At 45.7% G+C, this 18,077-nt stretch carries 20 protein-coding genes, 1 other RNA gene and 1 pseudogene; 14 read left to right on the forward strand and 8 right to left on the reverse strand.

Translation table 11 applies throughout. The features are described from left to right. Positions 1 to 138: 138 nt before the first annotated feature. Both ABDK09_18020 and ABDK09_18025 read right to left on the reverse strand, forming a co-directional pair. Positions 139 to 1,326 carry a collagen-like triple helix repeat-containing protein gene (locus tag ABDK09_18020; GenBank protein ID XAW88872.1) on the reverse strand — a complete coding sequence of 396 codons (1,188 nt, stop codon included), beginning with the start codon at positions 1,324 to 1,326 and terminating at the stop codon, positions 139 to 141. Positions 1,327 to 1,341: 15 nt separating this feature from the next. Further along, positions 1,342 to 1,917, reverse strand: coding sequence for a YfbU family protein (locus ABDK09_18025; protein ID XAW88873.1), 576 nt, complete (start codon positions 1,915 to 1,917; stop codon positions 1,342 to 1,344). Between the two features lie 414 nt (positions 1,918 to 2,331). Between ABDK09_18025 and ABDK09_18030 the strand changes: the two genes are divergently transcribed. The 14 genes from ABDK09_18030 (at position 2,332) to ABDK09_18095 (ending at position 11,720) form a co-directional block, all read left to right on the forward strand. Beyond that, entirely contained in the window at positions 2,332 to 2,556 is a 225-nt protein-coding gene (locus tag ABDK09_18030; GenBank protein XAW88874.1) for a Flp family type IVb pilin, read from the forward strand. A 50-nt stretch (positions 2,557 to 2,606) separates the two neighbouring features. Continuing rightward, positions 2,607 to 3,017, forward strand: a complete 411-nt coding sequence (locus tag ABDK09_18035; protein ID XAW88875.1) for a prepilin peptidase — start codon at positions 2,607 to 2,609, stop codon at positions 3,015 to 3,017. A 50-nt stretch (positions 3,018 to 3,067) separates the two neighbouring features. Then, entirely contained in the window at positions 3,068 to 3,565 is a 498-nt protein-coding gene (locus tag ABDK09_18040; protein ID XAW88876.1) for a TadE family protein, read from the forward strand. A 9-nt stretch (positions 3,566 to 3,574) separates the two neighbouring features. Further along, the gene (gene cpaB, locus ABDK09_18045) at positions 3,575 to 4,495 is read left to right on the forward strand and encodes a Flp pilus assembly protein CpaB (protein ID XAW88877.1); all 921 of its coding nucleotides are present in this window, start codon (positions 3,575 to 3,577) and stop codon (positions 4,493 to 4,495) included. A 12-nt stretch (positions 4,496 to 4,507) separates the two neighbouring features. Continuing rightward, positions 4,508 to 5,089, forward strand: a complete 582-nt coding sequence (locus tag ABDK09_18050; GenBank protein ID XAW88878.1) for a pilus assembly protein N-terminal domain-containing protein — start codon at positions 4,508 to 4,510, stop codon at positions 5,087 to 5,089. Next, the gene (locus ABDK09_18055) at positions 5,058 to 5,666 is read left to right on the forward strand and encodes a hypothetical protein (GenBank protein XAW88879.1); all 609 of its coding nucleotides are present in this window, start codon (positions 5,058 to 5,060) and stop codon (positions 5,664 to 5,666) included. Before ABDK09_18050 ends, ABDK09_18055 begins: the two co-directional genes overlap by 32 nt. A 59-nt stretch (positions 5,667 to 5,725) precedes the next feature. Next, positions 5,726 to 6,985 (forward strand): CpaF family protein, encoded by a 1,260-nt coding sequence (locus tag ABDK09_18060; GenBank protein XAW88880.1) that lies wholly within the window; start codon positions 5,726 to 5,728, stop codon positions 6,983 to 6,985. Continuing rightward, positions 6,979 to 7,857, forward strand: coding sequence for a type II secretion system F family protein (locus ABDK09_18065; protein ID XAW88881.1), 879 nt, complete (start codon positions 6,979 to 6,981; stop codon positions 7,855 to 7,857). Before ABDK09_18060 ends, ABDK09_18065 begins: the two co-directional genes overlap by 7 nt. Before the next feature lie 35 nt (positions 7,858 to 7,892). Then, complete coding sequence (locus ABDK09_18070; protein ID XAW88882.1) at positions 7,893 to 8,789, forward strand: type II secretion system F family protein; 897 nt, start codon at positions 7,893 to 7,895, stop codon at positions 8,787 to 8,789. Beyond that, positions 8,790 to 9,461 carry a hypothetical protein gene (locus tag ABDK09_18075; GenBank protein XAW88883.1) on the forward strand — a complete coding sequence of 224 codons (672 nt, stop codon included), beginning with the start codon at positions 8,790 to 8,792 and terminating at the stop codon, positions 9,459 to 9,461. It begins immediately after the preceding gene. Further along, positions 9,461 to 9,727 (forward strand): DUF3613 domain-containing protein, encoded by a 267-nt coding sequence (locus tag ABDK09_18080; protein ID XAW88884.1) that lies wholly within the window; start codon positions 9,461 to 9,463, stop codon positions 9,725 to 9,727. Before ABDK09_18075 ends, ABDK09_18080 begins: the two co-directional genes overlap by 1 nt. A 2-nt stretch (positions 9,728 to 9,729) precedes the next feature. After that, on the forward strand, positions 9,730 to 10,773 hold the full coding sequence (locus ABDK09_18085; GenBank protein XAW88885.1) for a pilus assembly protein TadG-related protein: 1,044 nt from the start codon (positions 9,730 to 9,732) through the stop codon (positions 10,771 to 10,773). A gap of 19 nt (positions 10,774 to 10,792) precedes the next feature. Then, positions 10,793 to 11,389 carry a hypothetical protein gene (locus ABDK09_18090; GenBank protein ID XAW88886.1) on the forward strand — a complete coding sequence of 199 codons (597 nt, stop codon included), beginning with the start codon at positions 10,793 to 10,795 and terminating at the stop codon, positions 11,387 to 11,389. Between the two features lie 109 nt (positions 11,390 to 11,498). Further along, the gene (locus ABDK09_18095; GenBank protein ID XAW88887.1) at positions 11,499 to 11,720 is read left to right on the forward strand and encodes a hypothetical protein; all 222 of its coding nucleotides are present in this window, start codon (positions 11,499 to 11,501) and stop codon (positions 11,718 to 11,720) included. Positions 11,721 to 11,947: 227 nt separating this feature from the next. On the opposite strand, the gene ABDK09_18100 is transcribed toward ABDK09_18095, so the two are convergent. From ABDK09_18100 to ABDK09_18125, 6 genes and pseudogenes are all read right to left on the reverse strand, one after another. Next, entirely contained in the window at positions 11,948 to 12,631 is a 684-nt protein-coding gene (locus ABDK09_18100) for a GGDEF domain-containing protein (GenBank protein XAW88888.1), read from the reverse strand. A 37-nt stretch (positions 12,632 to 12,668) separates the two neighbouring features. After that, a complete protein-coding gene (locus tag ABDK09_18105; GenBank protein XAW88889.1) occupies positions 12,669 to 13,001 on the reverse strand; it encodes a hypothetical protein in 333 nt (110 codons plus the stop codon). A 478-nt stretch (positions 13,002 to 13,479) separates the two neighbouring features. Then, positions 13,480 to 14,442: an OmpA family protein gene (locus ABDK09_18110; GenBank protein ID XAW88890.1), complete on the reverse strand. Its 963-nt coding sequence runs from the start codon at positions 14,440 to 14,442 to the stop codon at positions 13,480 to 13,482. A gap of 483 nt (positions 14,443 to 14,925) precedes the next feature. Further along, an RNA gene (gene ffs / locus ABDK09_18115) (signal recognition particle sRNA small type) lies at positions 14,926 to 15,022 on the reverse strand. A 139-nt stretch (positions 15,023 to 15,161) separates the two neighbouring features. Then, positions 15,162 to 17,175 (reverse strand): annotated as a pseudogene (locus ABDK09_18120) (GGDEF domain-containing protein). A gap of 127 nt (positions 17,176 to 17,302) precedes the next feature. Next, on the reverse strand, positions 17,303 to 18,040 hold the full coding sequence (locus ABDK09_18125; GenBank protein ID XAW88891.1) for a hypothetical protein: 738 nt from the start codon (positions 18,038 to 18,040) through the stop codon (positions 17,303 to 17,305). Between the last annotated feature and the right edge of the window lie 37 nt (positions 18,041 to 18,077).

The raw sequence follows: 18,077 nt of genomic DNA on the forward strand, positions 1-18,077 counted from the left end.
AAATAAAGAGCCAACATTTGCTGGCTCTTGTGATAGCAAAAGAGAGGCTGTTACTGGCCCAAAATAGGTTTCAAAACGTTGGTTGTAATATGGGTAATCAGTCCTTTCTTCCCACTGACATCGGACAATCCCAGTTGGTCATCGCCTGTCAGGCTGTCTGTCACATTGGTTAACGACAGAGAAACTCAGTGACGAGCCCGTTAAGCCGCCAACAACGTCCTGTAAACTTTGTGCCGTTGAGCCGAGTAAACTGGCCAAGGGCGTTGATGAGCCATCGAGCTGATTAAAGTTAAGTAACGTTGAACTCAAATCCAAAGATCCGACTAATCCGGTTTCCAGATTCAATATGTCACCCAATTGCTGAGAAACCAGTGTGAGATTTCCGTCTGCATCGGCAAATAACCCAGTTCCTGCAAGCAAATTATTATCACCTAAGTCAGACAACGGGTTGGTACTCAACCGCTCTGCAAGCCCTGTTTTCAAGCTCGCCAACAAGGTGTCATCTCTCTGCAACTCGCTGGTCAGCAAAGCAGTCAGGCCATTTTCGCCAACAAATAGCCGACCAACATCTTCGACCGTACCTCGCGTATCCATCAATAATGCAACGGTGCCTTTAGTCAAAGTCGACGCAGAAACATAAACGAAGTTAGGCAAGGTCGTTTTGATATCACCGACATCGTTAAACAGGATCAAGGCGTTGCCTTTAAGATCAATCATGTCCCCAGCCTGAACTAAAATCGGGGCTGTCATCGCGCCAAGATGCTCAGAAAGGCCATACAAACTTCCCTCCTCTGAGGTTTGGTACTGCAGCCACCCCCCGACATTCTCGACTGTCCCACCTAAGTCGGAGACCGTCATACCGGTATAAGTCAACAATCCGGTTCGTTCATTAAGCTGAACAAATACAGGCAACGCATCTAATTGCGCGACGGCATCACCGGCAGAAACCACCGTTGTACCCAACTTATCCGTTGCATTAGCCGCACCTTGCAACGTGGTTGTGACATAGGCATCATCCACTTCCAGCGCTGTCGTTCCAAGCGGTAAGCCATCCCCTAGCGCAGTGACGACTTCTCCGAGGTTAACCAGAACCTCTCCAGACCCGGTGGTTAATGTATCTAAAGTGGTGCTTAACTCACTTTGTGATACGCTGCTTCCCGTTTCCGATACGATATTTCTGGATTGCGAACTTACCGCAACATCATCTTCCGTCACTTCCTGGTTACTACCACCAGACGCCATCGAGCCGGAACCACTGCCGCTGCATGCGGTCATAGCCAACAATGACACGAGTGAAACAATAAAATTTTTATTTAAGATAGTCATGGTATCCTCCTTTAATCAGATACGTTCCTTATGACTGTGCTTAACCGCCGGCCCCATTTCTAGCACCGCGAGTAATCGACATACCTGCGGGTAGCTCAGCGGGACCGGACGCCCCATCAGTTCAAACACGGTAAGCATTCGCCGGTACTGATCTGCCATAGGCTTCAACGGCGAACATTTGTGATTGTGCGAGAACTCGCTGAAAACCATCATTTCAACCGTGATAATTTTCAGTGCTTCAAGATACTTGGACTCCTTGGCAGAGGAGAAACCACGAAACGCATGTTCAATATCATGCAGTTGCTGTTTTTGCTCTGTTGAGAGTCGGTACCATGAAGCGTTAAGTAAACTAAAAAGCTCTAAAACATCGACAACAAAAAGGACGTATTTGTATGGACTGATAGCATCCTTCTCATACAATACGTGCTCCTCTGAGTCGTCAGATTGTTTTAATCGATGATATTTAAAGAAATATAAAAACCTCGCATCGAACCAGACAGAGTTTAATTCAGAAATACCCTCCGTATGTTTTCCAGCACTGTCGACGTTGTAAAATTCTGCTAATACTTCTTTTATTTTATTTAGAATCATATATGTACCACCGTGACAATAAAGCTATTATCCAAACAGCCTAAATACGACACTAATAATAATCATGATAAAGATTTCGCAAAGATCCAGAAATTAAAAAACACCACCAGCATGGATAAATCAACATTAAAACATTAATTATAATATGGTTATATAGCTAATTTCTTTTTCATCAATAGCTTAAAATCAATTAATAACCACCGTGTATTCATGGTTAATATGCCCACGGTTTTACGCAACAAAACTCATTATTAATTTCGTGATCTGAATCACAAAAAATATTCATCATCACTCATATAACCTGACTACGATTAGGTTGAAGGCAACAGTGCAACACTGTTTAACTTCTGAGAATAACTAAAAGTGCTCGAAGATGAACTTCATCATCTAAGCGTCAGTTTGAGGAAGGTTACTATGTTTCTATTCAAAGACTTAACCACCAAAGCGTGGTGCTCACTCATCTCATTCCTACACTGCAGTAAAGGCGCATCCGGTATCGAATACGCCATTATTGCCACCATCGCGGCCGTAGCCATCGCGCTATTTAGTACGGGAGGCACAGACGGTGATAGCATCGCAGATCGCATCACGGCCATTTTGGATGATGTCAAATCTGCTTTACCAGAGGCAGACGGCTAAGTATTTTAAGTCCAAGCTAATATTTGTTAAATTCTAAATATGGTAGTTCAATGAGTTTATTCGCAACTTATTGCGGACTCTTGTTGATTGCTAGTGCCTACGATATAAAAACCCAGCGGGTGCCCGCATTATTAATTGCTATCTTAATGCTGGCACCTCCTTTAATTCTTTATGGCATAGGCAATTTTACTTTCAATCACCAAGTTCTGCTTTCAATCGTTGTTACGTTTCTGATTGTTTTTATTGGACACGTTGCTTTTGGTTTTGGTGGCGCGGACGGAAAAATATTGCTTGGAATTTCCTTTATATTTCCTATAGATGTAATGGCAATGTTTTTATTCATCTGCTTGTCGATATTCACGATTTATTTTACCGTTTTTTTTGCAAAGAAAAACGAAGCCCCCTTTGTTCCGGCCATCGCTCTTACAGCGATTGGATTAAATTTTGTCACGAGTATGTAGGAATGGATATGCCTCAATCGATAACAAAATCAAATAGGCAAACGGGTTCTGTGGCGATTGAGACTGTTTGCCTGCTGCCGGTTATTATTATTTTGCTGTTTGCGGTGATCCACTATTGCATGATTTTCTTTGCGGCCAGCATATTCGACCATGCCGCGAAAGAGAGCATTCGCCAGTCAATGGCATACGTGAATGAAGAGTGTTACTTCAGTTACCGCAGCTGCTCTGGGGATGAGGTGTTAAATGACGTCGCACCGACCATTCGTAACAATGCAATGATGGTCATCCAGGGCTTTACCCACGGAGAAGGAAACAACCCGGGGACGCTGTTTGGTATTACTCTGCCTGCGGCCGACCAACTAATACGCGTTTCAACCATAACCGATCCCGCAGATGGTTCTGAGGCCTGTTGTCAGGTATCGATTGTCCTCGACGGGTACCGAACGACCCCTTTTCTACCGATCGGTATCATTGATGGTCTGCTTCCCGGAGACGCTTCCGTGTTCCCCGACCAGATTGTCGGCACTGCCGTTCTTAAGTTGAATTAGGAGCCAGCTATGAATATAACCCACAACAAAGTCAAAGCACTAAAGTTGGCGTCTGTCGTTCTTTTCGCCATCGCGATTATCATAGTGCTTATTGGTCTGCTGTCAGCCCCCAAGGCTAAGCCGCAGCCATCGCAGTCTCCTCCCCCTTTATACAGTGCCTGGGTATTTGACCAATCTCTTGAGCAAGGCATGATGATCGCGCCCGAGATGATCAAACAGGTGAATACTCCACAACATAGCCAACGATATATACAAAACAAACAATTCGCTGTTGGTCGACGCCTCAACCAGTCCGTAGACGTTGGCGACTACGTAACCGATGATCTACTTGCCGCTAACCGACCAGTCATCGACGGCCTCCCGCCTCATCATAGAGCGATTGCGATTAAAGCGGGTGAAGTCTTAACCGTCGGTGGCTACATTCAGCCGGGCGATTATGTAGATGTCATGCTGTTGCTCAAACCAAATCGAGAATCTGGTACGAGTACAACATCGAGAAAAATCGCCTCCAGTCTTAAAGTGCTGGCAGTGGGAGATCTTCAATTAGGCACAGACAGTGATAACCGCGAAAATCACGCCAAATCTGTGGTTCTCTCCGTCCGGGAAGATCTGGCTCCAACTATTTTGCTAGCAGACAGTAGCGGTGAACTCAGACTCGCGGCAGTAGGCAGCCAAGAACTGGCCTTTGAGGAACCATCTAACGATTTGGATCCAGCGTTACTGTTGCAAACCGTTTCATTAACGCGCCAACCCAGTGTAACGACAACAAACACGCCTGTGGCAGAACTTAAACAGTTTGAGCCCCCGAAAAAAGAGACTAAAAAAACGTCTAAGCCCGAACCCACTCGTCAACGTGTCACTACGCGCACCCGATATGTCGAAGTCATTCAGGGTAATGAGCGCTCTGTCGTGAAAGTACCTCAACAATAAGGAATGTTGTCTATGAGACTACACAGACTGGTTTTATTATTTTTGCTCACGTTACCGTTTATCTCCCAAGCGGCAGAGACCATTATTCTCAAAGAGCATGCTCAGCAAAGTATTCACATCCCACGAGGCGATCTGAAACGAGCCGCTATCGCCACACCGGATATTGTCTCACTCACGGTACTCAACGACAAAACGCTATTACTCACCGGTCAACAAATTGGCTCAACGACCCTGAACGTCTGGACCACAGCTCAGGACACGCCGTTAGAATACATGCTAAAGGTTCAGCCAACGGCCGTTAGTTATAATAATGTTCAGGTTCAAACAGACATTAAAGTGGTAGAAATCAGTAAAAGCGCACTGAAGCAGGCAGGCTTTTTCCTTGGGCGGCAAACTGGCAATACAACATTTGGTATTGGCAGCAGCTCGGCTTTAAATGGCGCTTCATTTGGTGGGGAGCTGTCCTCAAGCAGTAATTTTTTATCGCTGAGTGATGCGTTTAACGTGGTCATTGGCGATGTATCAAAAGGGATTTTAGGGACCATCAGCGCACTCAATGCTAATGGCTTCGCCTACACCTTGGCCGAAACCTAGCCTCGTTACCCTGTCTGGACACACAGCGACCTTTTTAGCCGGCGGTGAATTCCCGTATCCGAGATCTTCCAATGATGGGGATATTTCCATCGACTTCAAAGAATTTGGCGTGAGGTTGAATTTGTCTCCCACCGTTATGGAGGACAATCGCATCATGTTGAAAGTAGCGCCCGAAGTCAGTGAGCTCAATTACAGTAATTCAGTCAGCACCGGCGGTGTTCAGGTACCCGGTATCAGCGTACGACGCACCGACACGACAGTACAACTTGGTGACGGCGAAACCTTTATCATCAGTGGATTGATCAGCAGTACCACGATGAAAAATGCCGACCGCTTTCCTGGCTTGGGTGACATCCCGATCCTTGGCGCCTTTTTCAGCTCCAGCCGCCTGGAAAAAAATGACAAAGAGCTGATGATGGTCGTGACGCCCCACTTGGTGCGTCCGATAGCAAAAGGCGCCACATTGCCGCCGCTGCCCGGAGAGATTTACCGCAATTACCAACCGGACTTTTTCAAGATGGTCTTCATGCATGCAGAGCCAGAAGATCTTCCCAGTGACATAGGATTTTCTAATTGATTTTGGCCAGAGCTGATTCTTTCCCAATAATCAGCCAACTCAGCTTCAGGAGCCGTTTTATGACAACAATCAACTGGTTGAATGCCTTTAAAAATTCTGTCTGTCAGCCTTTAGATTTGGAGTTAAAGGCTGACTTACATAGATACGTACTCGAACAAATGGAAGATGATGGTGTTCTGTTTGGTCTCGCCTCTGATAGTCGTGAGAATCTGATGCTGCCGGTCATCACTTATATCCAGCAATATTTGATGAAAGAACATATTAACCAATCAACGCCGCTCGACACACTCGCCGCAGAGTTAGTCGATGAGATGCTGGGTTATGGCCCTATAGAGAACTTACTCAAAGATCCATCGATCAACGATATTCTGATTAATGGCCCGAAACTGGTTTTCGTCGAGCGCGATGGTTTATTGGAACAAGTTGACCATCATTTCCTCAACGACGAACACGTTATCAGAGTCATTAGAAAAATGCTTTCCCCGCTCGGCCGGAGAATTGATGAATCCAATCCGATGGTTGATGCTCGTCTTCCTGACGGCAGCCGTATCAACGCCATCATTCCACCTCTGGCCTTGGATGGCCCTTGTCTCTCGGTCCGCAAGTTCAAGCAGGACAGCTTAACGGAACAATACCTTCTGGCTAATGACACTCTGTCCCCTGACATGATGGCATTTTTGAAACGCTGCGTCGCATCACGCCTTAATATTTTAATCAGCGGGGCAACCGGTTCAGGAAAAACCACATTGCTGAATATTCTCAGCCAGTATATCTCACCACATGAAAGGGTTGTCACCATTGAAGATGCCGCCGAACTGCAGTTGCGGAATACCCATGTCGTGCGTCTTGAGACAAGACCGCCAAACTCGGAAGGAAGCGGCGAAGTGACCGCGCGAGAGCTGGTAAAAAATGCTCTGCGCATGCGCCCCGACCGTATCATTTTAGGGGAAAGTCGTGGCGGTGAAGTGCTGGACATGTTGCAAGCCATGAACACAGGACACCTGGGGTCCATGAGCACCTTACATGCCAACTCACCACGAGATGCCCTGCTCCGACTGGAAATGATGGTGACATTGACCGGCTTTAATTCCAGTGAAAATTTCATCCGAAAAGTGGTTTCATCCGCTGTCGACATGGTCATACAGATAAGTCGCCTGCCGAATGGCAAAAGAATTGTTTCAGAAGTGGTGGAAGTGGGCGCGGTTGAAGATGGGCACATCAAAACTCATAAGCTTTACGAATATACCCAAAGGACGTTTAAGACAAGTGGTATCCCGACCAATGAGCTGCAAATGAAGCTTGAGGAGCAACTATGGTAAACCTCTACCTGCTGCTGAGTCTGGGAATCATGGCTGTCGCCGGTGTCTGCTATGCCTTAGCCGCCCACGTCCAGAAGAAACAATCCACTCAAGTAAGTAACAAAACGGAGCTTGAAACCCGAATACGTCGCGAAAGCCCGCAAGCTTACGTCATAGAGAAGGCCCAGCAGATGGGATTTAGCCAGTCATGGTTCAAAAATGGCTTGTTGTTATTACTCATCATTGGCGTCAGTTTCATCGTGGGACGAATATTGGGTAGCCTGGCTTTTGTGATCAGTTTCGTCACCTGTCTTTTGCTCGTTACATTCGTGGCACGCCTTCGTAAAGCCAAAATGAGATTACGCCTGACTCAACAACTTCCCTCTTTTATCGATCAGGTTCATCGCCGTATCAAAGTCGGACTAACCGTACCACAAGCGGTGGATCAATCAGCACAAGTCACAACCAGTCCACTCAAAGACGTACTGCAACGAGTCAATAATCGCAGAGCGATAGGAATTGAACTACAACATGCATTTATTAAAGAGAGCCAGATTACCGGCGTTCCGGCACTCCGGTTATTGGGCTCTATATTCAGCATCAATACACGTTACGGTGGCAGTATTACGGATTCCCTCGACAGCCTGGTTAAACTGCTCAGGCAACAAGACCTGAGCCGACGTGAGCTTAAATCGATCACCGGAGAAACCCGAATCACAGCCTGGGTCATCGGCTCCGCGCCAGTCTTGGTCAGTGCCTACATGCTGACGCAGAATCCAGAGCTGTTGATCAACATGTGGTACTCCGAGACAGGTCGTCAGGCGCTACTGTTTGGTATCGTCCTGCAGTTATCGGGCATCGTCGTGATCTGGCGAATGTTTCGTAGTTTATAACCAGTGTGGAATGTCTACAGCTAAGGAAAAGATCCATGACTCAGACCTATTTTGTACTGTCAGTGGTGTTAACGCTTTGCGCAGGGATTTGCCACTTAATCGCCATCCGCCAAGAAAAGTTACTGCTTGATTCTAACGAATCGATGACAGTGACACCAAAGACAAAACCTATGCGCGAGCCATTGATGCAATATTCGATGCAATGGTGGCGAAAATCAAAACAAGATCATCAAAAATCTCTGTCCGACATTGTACTTGCTATGCGTCAGGCCGGGTATATCAGTGGGCGTCAGCAAGTGTTGTGCCTGTTCAAGATGTTCGTCATCTGGTCCGGACTGTTTTTAATTTTTACCGGCCAACAGTACCTCTTTTCCTCAACCATGCAGCGCACCTTCCTTTTTTATGCCTTATTCATGGCGCTAGGCGCGTTACTGTCGCTCTACTGGTTCAAAATTCAAGCACGAAGACGAGCGCGCCGAATTGATGAAGAAATGCTCACCACCGTGCATATGATGGCCATTCTCTGGCAGGTTGGCCTTTCGTTGGAAGGCTTGCTCAAAGCTTACCTCCAAGAAGCGAAGGAACTGACCCCTGAGGTCAATAAGGATTTAGAGCTTATCGTGGCTCGTATCGACGCGGGTCAAAACCGTGAGAGCGTGTTTAATGATATGGCGCAAATAACCTTATCCAGTGGATTCCAGGATTTTCTGACCATGTTATCGCAAGCGGCAGCAACCGGTGGTGGCTTAAAGGAATCGTTCCAGTCTCTGGCGGAGTTGATATATCAGCACAAACGGGTCGAATTGCAGGAAAAAGTGACAAAATTATCGGGGAAAATATCCATTGCCATGATGGCGCTGATGTTTCCCGCTCTGTTTATTGTTCTCGGTGGTCCGGCAGCCCTGGCGCTGATGGCAGCCTTTGGAGGTTAAATGAAATCTTTATTAGTTTTGATACCTTTAATATTGGCAGGCTGCTCATCCAGCCAACAACCAGCGAAATATACTCAATCGCCAGGTGCGTGTAATGAAACATTATCACAATCTCAAGGAATGAAGTTGTCGATGGCCCAGCAGGCCTTTTCTAAACAGCAATACTATTCCACTTTGGCGATGCTTAAAAAAATGGAGACTACATCCGTCAGCCAATCCTCTTTGCAGGCCAAAGCTTTTCTGAAAACGAGCCAATGGGACGAGGCCAGTAAAGTCTACGACCGCTTATTGGATACCTGCCTGAGAGGTGAGGCAGCGCATGGGCTCGGTTTGATTTCAGCTTACCAGCAAGACTACCAACAGGCCGGGAAGTGGCTACGACTGGCCGTCGATGTGGAGCCCGATAACTCGGCTATCCGCAACGATTACGGTTTTTTCTTACTACTCAATGACGACACAGACGCGGCAAAAAGAGAATTCCTCACCGCGTTAGAACTGAACCCAAACAATCACCGTTCGGCCAAAAACTTATGGCTGGCTTTATCACGCGACAATGATCGTAAAGGCGCGCAAAGCCTCATCAAGCGATACGGCTGGGGATATAAAGAAAATCGGCAGTTAGTCACTGCCCTGCGCAGTTTTAGCCCATTAAGTACCAAGGAGACGGAATAATGAGAGCACTTTTTGTTTTAGTTAGCGTTATCACGTACGCATCCGCAACGGTTGCGCAGACATTACCGGCCAAACCACAGAAAGGTGAAGAAGTGACAGGTCAGCAGACGCGTATCTGGCTGCAAATCCAACGGCAGAATATGCTTGCAACCAGCCATAAAGATACACTCACCCCGGAAGCGGCAAAAGCGGCCCAGCAACGTGTTGAAAAATCATTTTCTCACGCGATTCCGGAAAAATTCATTAAGAACGATTTCGGAGAATAATCATGGCGAAGCGCGAACAGTCAGGCGCCATCACTTTGTGGCTTGCGGCTGCCTTACTCAGTTTGGTTATCTTTACTTCCGTCGCTATTGATACCGCACGCCTGGCTTTTCAGCGTCAGCAACTGCAGTCTATCGCTGATCTTGCCGCCTCGGAAATCGGGCTCAACAATCCTTACTTCATTCAGTCTGAAGGTGCCTCAAACCTGGCTACGATGCTCTCGGACAAATATAAGGATAAGGTAGACAGCCTGACCGTTCAGAATGGCTATGCCACTATTCAAAACAATCGCTGGGTCATCGACACCAGCACTGCCGCGGTCGCCAATGGCTACCCGGCATCTAAAGTTGTGGTCACCAAAACGGTTCCCCAAAGTATGATTGCAGGGGGGTTATTTAACGACAATGAAATCACCCTGATGGCAGAAGCTGCCGTCCAGAAAGCAGGTATCATCAGTTTTGGCATTGGCAGTAAAACCCTCAGCTCAGCAGACAGCGGGATCTTGAATGGATTGCTGGGCGGACTGCTAGGCACCAACCTCAATTTAGGCGTAGCCAGTTATGAAGGCTTAGCGAACACCTCATTAAAACTGGGCAGTGTCCTTGACGCACTGGCACTTGATCTCGGTTTAGGCTCACCGCAGGAAGTACTCGAAACCAACATATCTCTCCTGTCCGTGCTTGAGACCTACCTCAATGTCCTGGACAACGGCGATCAGTTTCCGGATGGACTGAACATCATTATCAACCAACTTGCTCTGGTCGAAAGTATTCCTGACATTGTCCTGGGGGATGTATTCACACTGAGTGAAAATGGAACTCAAGGCGCGGCACTGGAGACATCGCTCAGTGCACTGGATTTAATTAAAACCACTATATTTGCTGCCAATAAAGACCATTTTGTTAATATTCCCGCTCTTTCTCTTGATGTACTGGAAGTTGCCAATGTGGCAGTGAAAACCCAAATCATCGAACCGCCGCAGTACACGGTTGCAACACTACCGGTAGTTGAAGGCCACGAAACCAACCGCAACAACCTCTCAGCTTGAACTAGGTCTCACTGTTTCATTGTTACAAGAAGGGCAGAATAGCGTTTTAGATTCACTGCTAAATATTTTAGATAATCCTATTCTGGGATTAACACTCAAAATCGACCCCATTGTCGTCAATGTTTCCGCAGCTAAGGCAAATGCTACACTAACAAGCGTGACTCGAACACAAGAAGAAATGTTGGGAGAAGTGAAAGCTGAAAGCCCGCTAGTTGAAGTGACCGTTCAGCCTGTCGCAATTACCGCCGGGCTTACTGTCTTGAGCATTCCCATAAACTTAGGATTACAAGCTGAAATTAACATCTTCAACACCAGCCCTGAATTAACTTCATACACGATCCCGATACCAACACCGAGTGATTATCCCGAACAAATTTCTGCAAATCAAAATTTTGATATTGATGTGGGGGTTGGCGTTGTATTAGGTAACAGTACAGTAGGTGCGCTAATTTTAAATTCTATTACCTCCGGATTGGAAGCTGTTCTTAATCCATTATTATCCGATATTATTTCTAGCATTTTAATTCCGATCTTAAATACACTTGGCGTGCAAGTCGGAGGCGCAGACTTATGGGTAGATTCCATCCAGGCATCCTCACATGGTTTGATTCTTTGAATTTAGCCATGCGTGAAGTGTGAGCTACGGCTATCACCCTTAGTATTACGGTCAATCATTTGAATGATTCAAAACTACCACGCAGCAGCAAATCAAGTTGGATAGTAGAATGGATAACTATATGATTTATAATATAAAAGACTTAAATAAAAGGCAGCGTTTGCAGGAAACTGTCATCCCTATATTTGAATATGATGGCCAGTCCTATAACTTTAAGGTTCAAGGCGAAGTGGTATTATCGCTGCAAGGATCAGTCATCAAGCATGAAGAAGCTGAGAAAATTTATTTGGCATTGCTAAAAGCGATGGAGCTAACACTATCGATAAAATAACCAGTTCTATCTAACACGGAGCGAGTAACAATATATTGCTAATTTTATAATTAACGCATCATGATTCTTTTTCCACACGTCTGACACAAATAAATTTCTTTTACACCGAATATTTTGTGCCAAAATCTACGTCGAATTTTCCTCAAGCAGTCGAAATGACGACAATCCATCCTAACCTCCTGTTGAGAATGACAGTTTTCTGAATTTATTCCGCACATAAATACATATTACTTAGTTGGCCAAACAGATAACACGTCAAACATAACCACTTGGTTTCTGCCCAAAGATTTGGCTTTATAAACGGCATTATCCGCTCTTTTTAGTACCTGCTCTTGACTAAAATCACCAGGTTGAAGAAACGTCACACCAATACTTAATGAAGCTTGTATTTCAAACGCATCAAATTTTACTACCAGCTCTTCGACAGCCAATCTTACTGATTCAAAAAAATCCAAGGCTATGTTAGCGTCCGCCTCACGAAGAAGAATACCGAACTCCTCTCCTCCTAGTCTATAGATCGTGCCTTTGCCCTGTAATAGGGCATTAATCATTGACACAGTTTGTTTCAGGTAATGATCGCCTGCGAGATGACCATATTGATCATTGATATTCTTAAAATAATCTAAATCTGCAAAACCTAAGAAAGAGATTTCCCTACCAAGAAGAAAATAGTTGATGGCAGTCTTGAGATCTTTAATAAAACGCCTTCGATTATAGCATTGAGTCAAATGGTCAATGGATGCTTGATAGTTAAGCATCTCTATCTGTTGATGTAAGTGCACGTTTGACGCAATCCAATTGGCAATGCATTGAAGTTTAATCGCATGATGGCTCGTATAGTGAAAGGGGCTTCGATGCGCAACATTCAACGTACCTAAACATTTGTTGGAACTTAATAGTGGTGCATCCATGCACGTGTTTAAACCATTCTCCTTTAATAATTCACAATCAAGTTTCCGTTGATTGTGTCACATCATCACAGATCATTAACTGTCGAGAGCTAAACACTTTGCCAACAAACGTTCCGGTAATCGGAAGACTGAGTCCTCGCGGAATCGCACTGTCACCGCTGATGGCATAAACTTTAAGTGAGCCCTCTTCATCAACCAAAGTAACACTCGCCCTCTCGGCATCAAAAATTTGATGTAACCACTTTGCCACACTATCCAATACTTCCTGAACGGAAATGCATGATGAGAGTTCATGTATAAAGTCAACGGGCAAACTGACTCTATGATAAACGTCGCTCTCGTCATCGAAATATTGATGTTCCTTATCCATAATCAATCCCCAGATAAATAATATGCCAAAGCCAGCGTGAAAGCATTAAGTCGCGTTGATATTACTGAGTAATTACTAATTATAACACCATCCTGTCCCTATCATTGATTAAATCAAAAATAACAATCATCCACGATGAATACGAATAGTTATTAATTAGAGGATGTCAATTCTTAGAAACTTCAATTTACATATGCTATAGTTTTACCCTGCCTTATAAGTGTTGGTTGTATTTTTGCCGTCTTTGGACGGCTTTTTTATGCTTAAAATCATCAAGTCCCTAGTCCTCATAAGCAACATTACCTGAACAGTATTTAAGATAAAGGAATCGTAACTTTTTGAAAATCATTTCTACATAGTTCTAATTTTTCAAAAGATGAAATCATAAGCCTACTAAGAAAGCCAAAGGATATACTGACAGTCAGCCAATATATCCTTTTGATAGTTCACATCTATATCTATTTGATTAAAATAGCTTTTATTCTTGCACTTGGTACTTAAATGCCGGAATCACGATTTCTACGCGGCGGTTTTGCTCACGACCTTCTGCCGTTTTGTTCGAAGCAACCGGGCTGTTTTCCCCCTGACCAGTCGCTTTGATACGAGAAGCTACAATGCCTTTTTCTTCTAGTACAGCGGCCACTGCCAGAGCACGTTTCTCAGACAGTGTCTGGTTATAGGCTTCAGGACCACTTGAGTCTGTGTGGCCGGTAACTTCTACTTTCGCCTGCGGATGCTCTTTCATGAATATGACCAGATCATTCAGTTGCGCTTTTTTCTCAGCACTCAGCTCTGCGCTGTCATTAGCAAAAGTTTTACTATCCAAACGTTGGAACTCAAAGGTTTTGGTCACAATTTCTGGCTCAGGTGCAGGTTGTGCTACGGGAGCTGGTTTCACAGGTGCCATCACTGGTGCAGGCTCTTCACTGCCACCGAAACGGTAAACCAAGCCTAGCGTGGTTGTGTGCGCTTTGGCACGTACAACATCGTTATTGATATCACTCAGGTATTGATACTCAAGACGAACACCAAGATTGCTGGTCGCTGCATATTCCAGCCCCGCAGCACCTAAGTAGGAGTAGTCCGAAGAATTGCCGTAGAATACACGCGCACCACCAACTTTACCGTACAGATCGAGCGCGTCTGTCAGGCCAACGCTCAATTTGGGCGCAATGGTGAATGCTTCTGCGGTATCACGATCAATGCCCGCGCCATTAAATTTCCCTAAATAGTCGTACCCCCCCTCCAGAGCCAGCCAATCGGTGAAGTTATAACCGAGTAAAGCCCCTGCTGTAGTACCATCCAAGTCACATGATTCAGTATTATGGCACGCATCATCAAGCCAGGTTTTACCCACTTTAGCGCCAACATACAGATCTGCCATGGTGGCCGTTGATGCGACTAACATGGACGCGGATACCATTGCTGTTAACTTTTTCATAACCATTCCTTACGGTTCATTATTGTGATAGTAGGACTCGCGACTGAAACCTATAAATGGAATTTTTGACAACTGACTTACCATTAAATCGCAAACCTCATCATTTACTATAATAAACAACTCAAAAAGTTGCCTAATGAGTGAGAGGTATTCTTGTCAAAAGTGCAAATTAACGATAATTAAGTGTATCGACGGTTTGAATCAGCTTTACGGAAAATATAGAAGAATCGTTTAGGAAATAATGAACACTAAATATCTGACACTAAAACTCAACGCTTTGACACCATACTTTTAATCGGTCACGTTGAAGACACTCTTTAGTATGGAAGATATAATGTTTACGAACGTGGAGCCCATTTCGCGAATTTTTTGTAATACTACATTTCATAGCTTTTATGGGTTAACAATAATAAGCGCACAAAAGCTTTGAAACAGCAGAAACGCGAAAAGCCGCTCATTGAGCGGCTTTTCTGAATTGGGTGGAGGCCCCAGCCACATCCCGGCACACACATCATCCGCTGTGGCTGCTTCCTTCCGGACCTGACCAGGTTCACGAACTAGTGTTGCGGGAGGACCAAGGCCCCCATAGTTCACTTCAGCTTGTGGCCGAAGAGTGGGAAGGATTATCAGGCATCCCTATCCTCATTGCAACCCCAAATCAGACCAAAAGCATTGATTTCATTTCAACTGCCCAGCAATTGAGCGATTCGGGAATTGAATCACAAGGCATGATAGAGCGCGTCGCTTGTATCATGACCTGCCCGGCTGCGTTTTTCATCATACATGGCACCATCGGTTTGATGGATAACATCATGCAGCGACATATGCTTGCTGCGCCCGCTTGATACTCCAACGGCCGCCGTTACCTCAAAACTGATGTCACGTTCAGTGCAGATAAACAGAAAGCTCTGCAGTTTATTCACCACCGATGTCAGCTCTTCACCTTTTACATCGCCAATCAGCACAAACTCATCGCCACCGATTCGATAAGCTTTACCACGCCAGACATGATTGATGCGGCTGGCCAGTTGTTTTAGTACCTTGTCACCGATTTCATGACCATAGGTGTCATTAATCGATTTAAAGTCATTCAAATCCAAATATAGCAACGTGTTACTCGGCGAAACTCCACGTCGGTAGCGACGATACAAGGCTCGCCGGTTACGCAGTTTGGTCAGATTATCGGTATCTGACACAAAGTGCAGATAACCCGCGATAAGCACTAAAAACACCACCAGAGATGCAAACAACCACTGACTATGCCGGGCAACACGTTGTTCAGTTAAAAGTGTCGCACGCCAATCCGGCTGATAGTCATAATGTTTAACGATTTTCTGCGAGTCGATAATTTTAATCGCACGGCTGATAAGCGGTGCGAGTGCGGCACCAAATGCATTTTTCGGAAACGCGATGCCGACATCATAAGTATAAAAACTGCCAATCAGCTCATCTTCAACAATAGATAAGAGCGAATGCGAGTGACGTAATACATTGTTGAAGTTACCCAGGCTGAGAAACAATGTAATCAACCTGCTTATCGACCAGAGCCTGAATCAGTTCATTTTGCGAATCGAAGGTCTGCAACGTTTTGTTTGGCAGCATGCGCATCATCAGCTCTTCGAAAAAATCGTTTTTCACCACACCGATGCGTTCAACGACCAACTCAGAGACATTGCTGTAGACGTTGTCTTTGTAGCCTTCACGTTTAACCATAATGGCCTGAGGGCTGTAATAACTGTCGCTGAAATAGACTTTCTCTTTGCGCGGCTCTGAGATAGTGATTGGCGCAATCATATCAATACGGGCCTGCTGGATGTCGTTGTACATGCTTTCCCAGGTTTCGTCGGCTTTGCTGACCAAATCGCATTTCAGTACCAGGAGATCGCACGCCTGAAACAAAATATCCGCGCTGATACCACGTACAGAACCATCACTGGCGTAGTGAGCAAACTGAGGAATATTTTCCAGCTTAACCCGCAGCGGACGCTGTAAATTGATATCACTGTCGAGTACCGCCTGGCGCAGTGCCTGCTTGCGGATGTCGAACTGATATTTTTGTATCGATTCGCGCAGTAATTTTTGCACTTTCGCCGAATGAATATAGGCCTCGAACTGATTCAGTAACGCCCCGTGCTGGCCTTTCGGCACTACAATCGACACCGGCTGAATAGAGATATGGTCATTCAATAGCTGGGCATCCATCCCCGCACTCAGCATAGGTTTGAGCTGATTGATGGCATCGATCACGCCATCCACTTCACCACTTTTGAGCATCGCCTGTGCATCTTTGGACCCGTCGTACTCGACCTGCTCAATATCTGGGTAGTTTTTCGCCACCAGCTCACCGTAAATCGTCCCTTTCGGAACACCAATGCGCTTAATCCCGGTTAGCGTCGCATTATTATGGCTGTATAAATAGGTGTATTCGATATTGGTGGGCGCAGAGTAATCAAACCGCTCAGCGCGCTCACTGGTGTAGGTAACATTGGCGGCAAAGTCAGTTTCGCCAGACTCAACGGATTTAAGAATCGCATCAAAACTGGGATAATTGACATATTGAATGTCGACATTGAACTGATACGCGATGGCATCAAACAGCACACGCGTGACTACATCGTCGGCTTCGGTAGCGACTAAATAGGGCGCGTCAGCATTTTGCTCTGCATGGACCGATACTGAACAGACGAACAGCACCAGTCCCAAACAGGCACGAGTGACTAGAGTTTTAAGCATTGACGTTGATATAAATAAATTTTATTTTTAGTAGTAACTGATGATAACCATTTTTTAAGGATATGCATAAAGACTTATTTGAGGCCAGTTCATAACTTTGCACTGGCTTGGATTTTTCATGCATATTCTACAGCGGTTGTTCCTCATTACTTTTGAGGATGTAGTCGGTCATCCAGGCCGTTGCCAGCAGGCATAACCACACCACAAACACCGGATTGGGGACATCAATTTCCGGTGACAGAATCACAGCCATAAAGCCGACTGAAGGCAGTGTCCAGCACAGCAGCTTACCCCACTGGAATTTTTTCTGCTGGCTCAGGCTTTCGATCACAGCCACTAATCCGGTCAGGCACAAGGCAAGCACGGCAGCCATCTGCAGCCCGGAAACCCAAAGCGGAACGATCAGCGCTAACGGCCACCAACTGTGTTGCTGGGTTGGTTTCCAGCTTGCCGCTGACCACCAGATCATGCCCATCGCGAGGATCTGCACCATGGTCATCGCCGGTGTTCCTGACAGCCTCCCGGCCGACTGAGTGACCATGATGCCCACTTCAAGAGTAATCACAATCAATGCGCCAACCGCGATCACCGGCATATTACACGGGTGGGAAAACACCACCATCAACAACGGAAAAATGACCCACATACTGACTGAAAGCGAGGCAGGCTGATAAGGAATGGTTAACGCATAACCAAGTACGCCCAGCAACAAAATAACACCGCTGAAGCCGCTGCGGCTCAGCAGCCACAAAGCCGGAATGATAAACGCAATAAACGGCATGTCACCACCACTCAGGCCAAGTGCTCGCGCACAGACCATCGCCAGCAGTATTGTGGTGATGAACTGAAAAGTAGACAATAGCAACGCCCGCTCCTTATCCTTTCCCTGGAATCCTTACCCT

Source organism: Vibrio sp. CDRSL-10 TSBA, assembly GCA_039696685.1.
GTDB lineage: Bacteria > Pseudomonadota > Gammaproteobacteria > Enterobacterales > Vibrionaceae > Vibrio.

What these genes read in the sequence shown, in the direction of transcription:
- ABDK09_18055 (XAW88879.1), top strand. Translation starts at nt 5,058, where the DNA reads ATGGCTTCGCCTACACCTTGGCCGAAACCTAGCCTCGTTACCCTGTCT.
- ABDK09_18105 (XAW88889.1), bottom strand. Translation starts at nt 13,001, where the DNA reads ATGGATAAGGAACATCAATATTTCGATGACGAGAGCGACGTTTATCAT.
- cpaB (XAW88877.1), top strand. Translation starts at nt 3,575, where the DNA reads ATGAATATAACCCACAACAAAGTCAAAGCACTAAAGTTGGCGTCTGTC.
- ABDK09_18075 (XAW88883.1), top strand. Translation starts at nt 8,790, where the DNA reads ATGAAATCTTTATTAGTTTTGATACCTTTAATATTGGCAGGCTGCTCA.
- ABDK09_18080 (XAW88884.1), top strand. Translation starts at nt 9,461, where the DNA reads ATGAGAGCACTTTTTGTTTTAGTTAGCGTTATCACGTACGCATCCGCA.
- ABDK09_18085 (XAW88885.1), top strand. Translation starts at nt 9,730, where the DNA reads ATGGCGAAGCGCGAACAGTCAGGCGCCATCACTTTGTGGCTTGCGGCT.
- ABDK09_18070 (XAW88882.1), top strand. Translation starts at nt 7,893, where the DNA reads ATGACTCAGACCTATTTTGTACTGTCAGTGGTGTTAACGCTTTGCGCA.
- ABDK09_18100 (XAW88888.1), bottom strand. Translation starts at nt 12,631, where the DNA reads ATGGATGCACCACTATTAAGTTCCAACAAATGTTTAGGTACGTTGAAT.
- ABDK09_18065 (XAW88881.1), top strand. Translation starts at nt 6,979, where the DNA reads ATGGTAAACCTCTACCTGCTGCTGAGTCTGGGAATCATGGCTGTCGCC.
- ABDK09_18020 (XAW88872.1), bottom strand. Translation starts at nt 1,326, where the DNA reads ATGACTATCTTAAATAAAAATTTTATTGTTTCACTCGTGTCATTGTTG.
- ABDK09_18110 (XAW88890.1), bottom strand. Translation starts at nt 14,442, where the DNA reads ATGAAAAAGTTAACAGCAATGGTATCCGCGTCCATGTTAGTCGCATCA.
- ABDK09_18025 (XAW88873.1), bottom strand. Translation starts at nt 1,917, where the DNA reads ATGATTCTAAATAAAATAAAAGAAGTATTAGCAGAATTTTACAACGTC.
- ABDK09_18060 (XAW88880.1), top strand. Translation starts at nt 5,726, where the DNA reads ATGACAACAATCAACTGGTTGAATGCCTTTAAAAATTCTGTCTGTCAG.
- ABDK09_18035 (XAW88875.1), top strand. Translation starts at nt 2,607, where the DNA reads ATGAGTTTATTCGCAACTTATTGCGGACTCTTGTTGATTGCTAGTGCC.
- ABDK09_18095 (XAW88887.1), top strand. Translation starts at nt 11,499, where the DNA reads ATGGATAACTATATGATTTATAATATAAAAGACTTAAATAAAAGGCAG.
- ABDK09_18030 (XAW88874.1), top strand. Translation starts at nt 2,332, where the DNA reads ATGTTTCTATTCAAAGACTTAACCACCAAAGCGTGGTGCTCACTCATC.
- ABDK09_18050 (XAW88878.1), top strand. Translation starts at nt 4,508, where the DNA reads ATGAGACTACACAGACTGGTTTTATTATTTTTGCTCACGTTACCGTTT.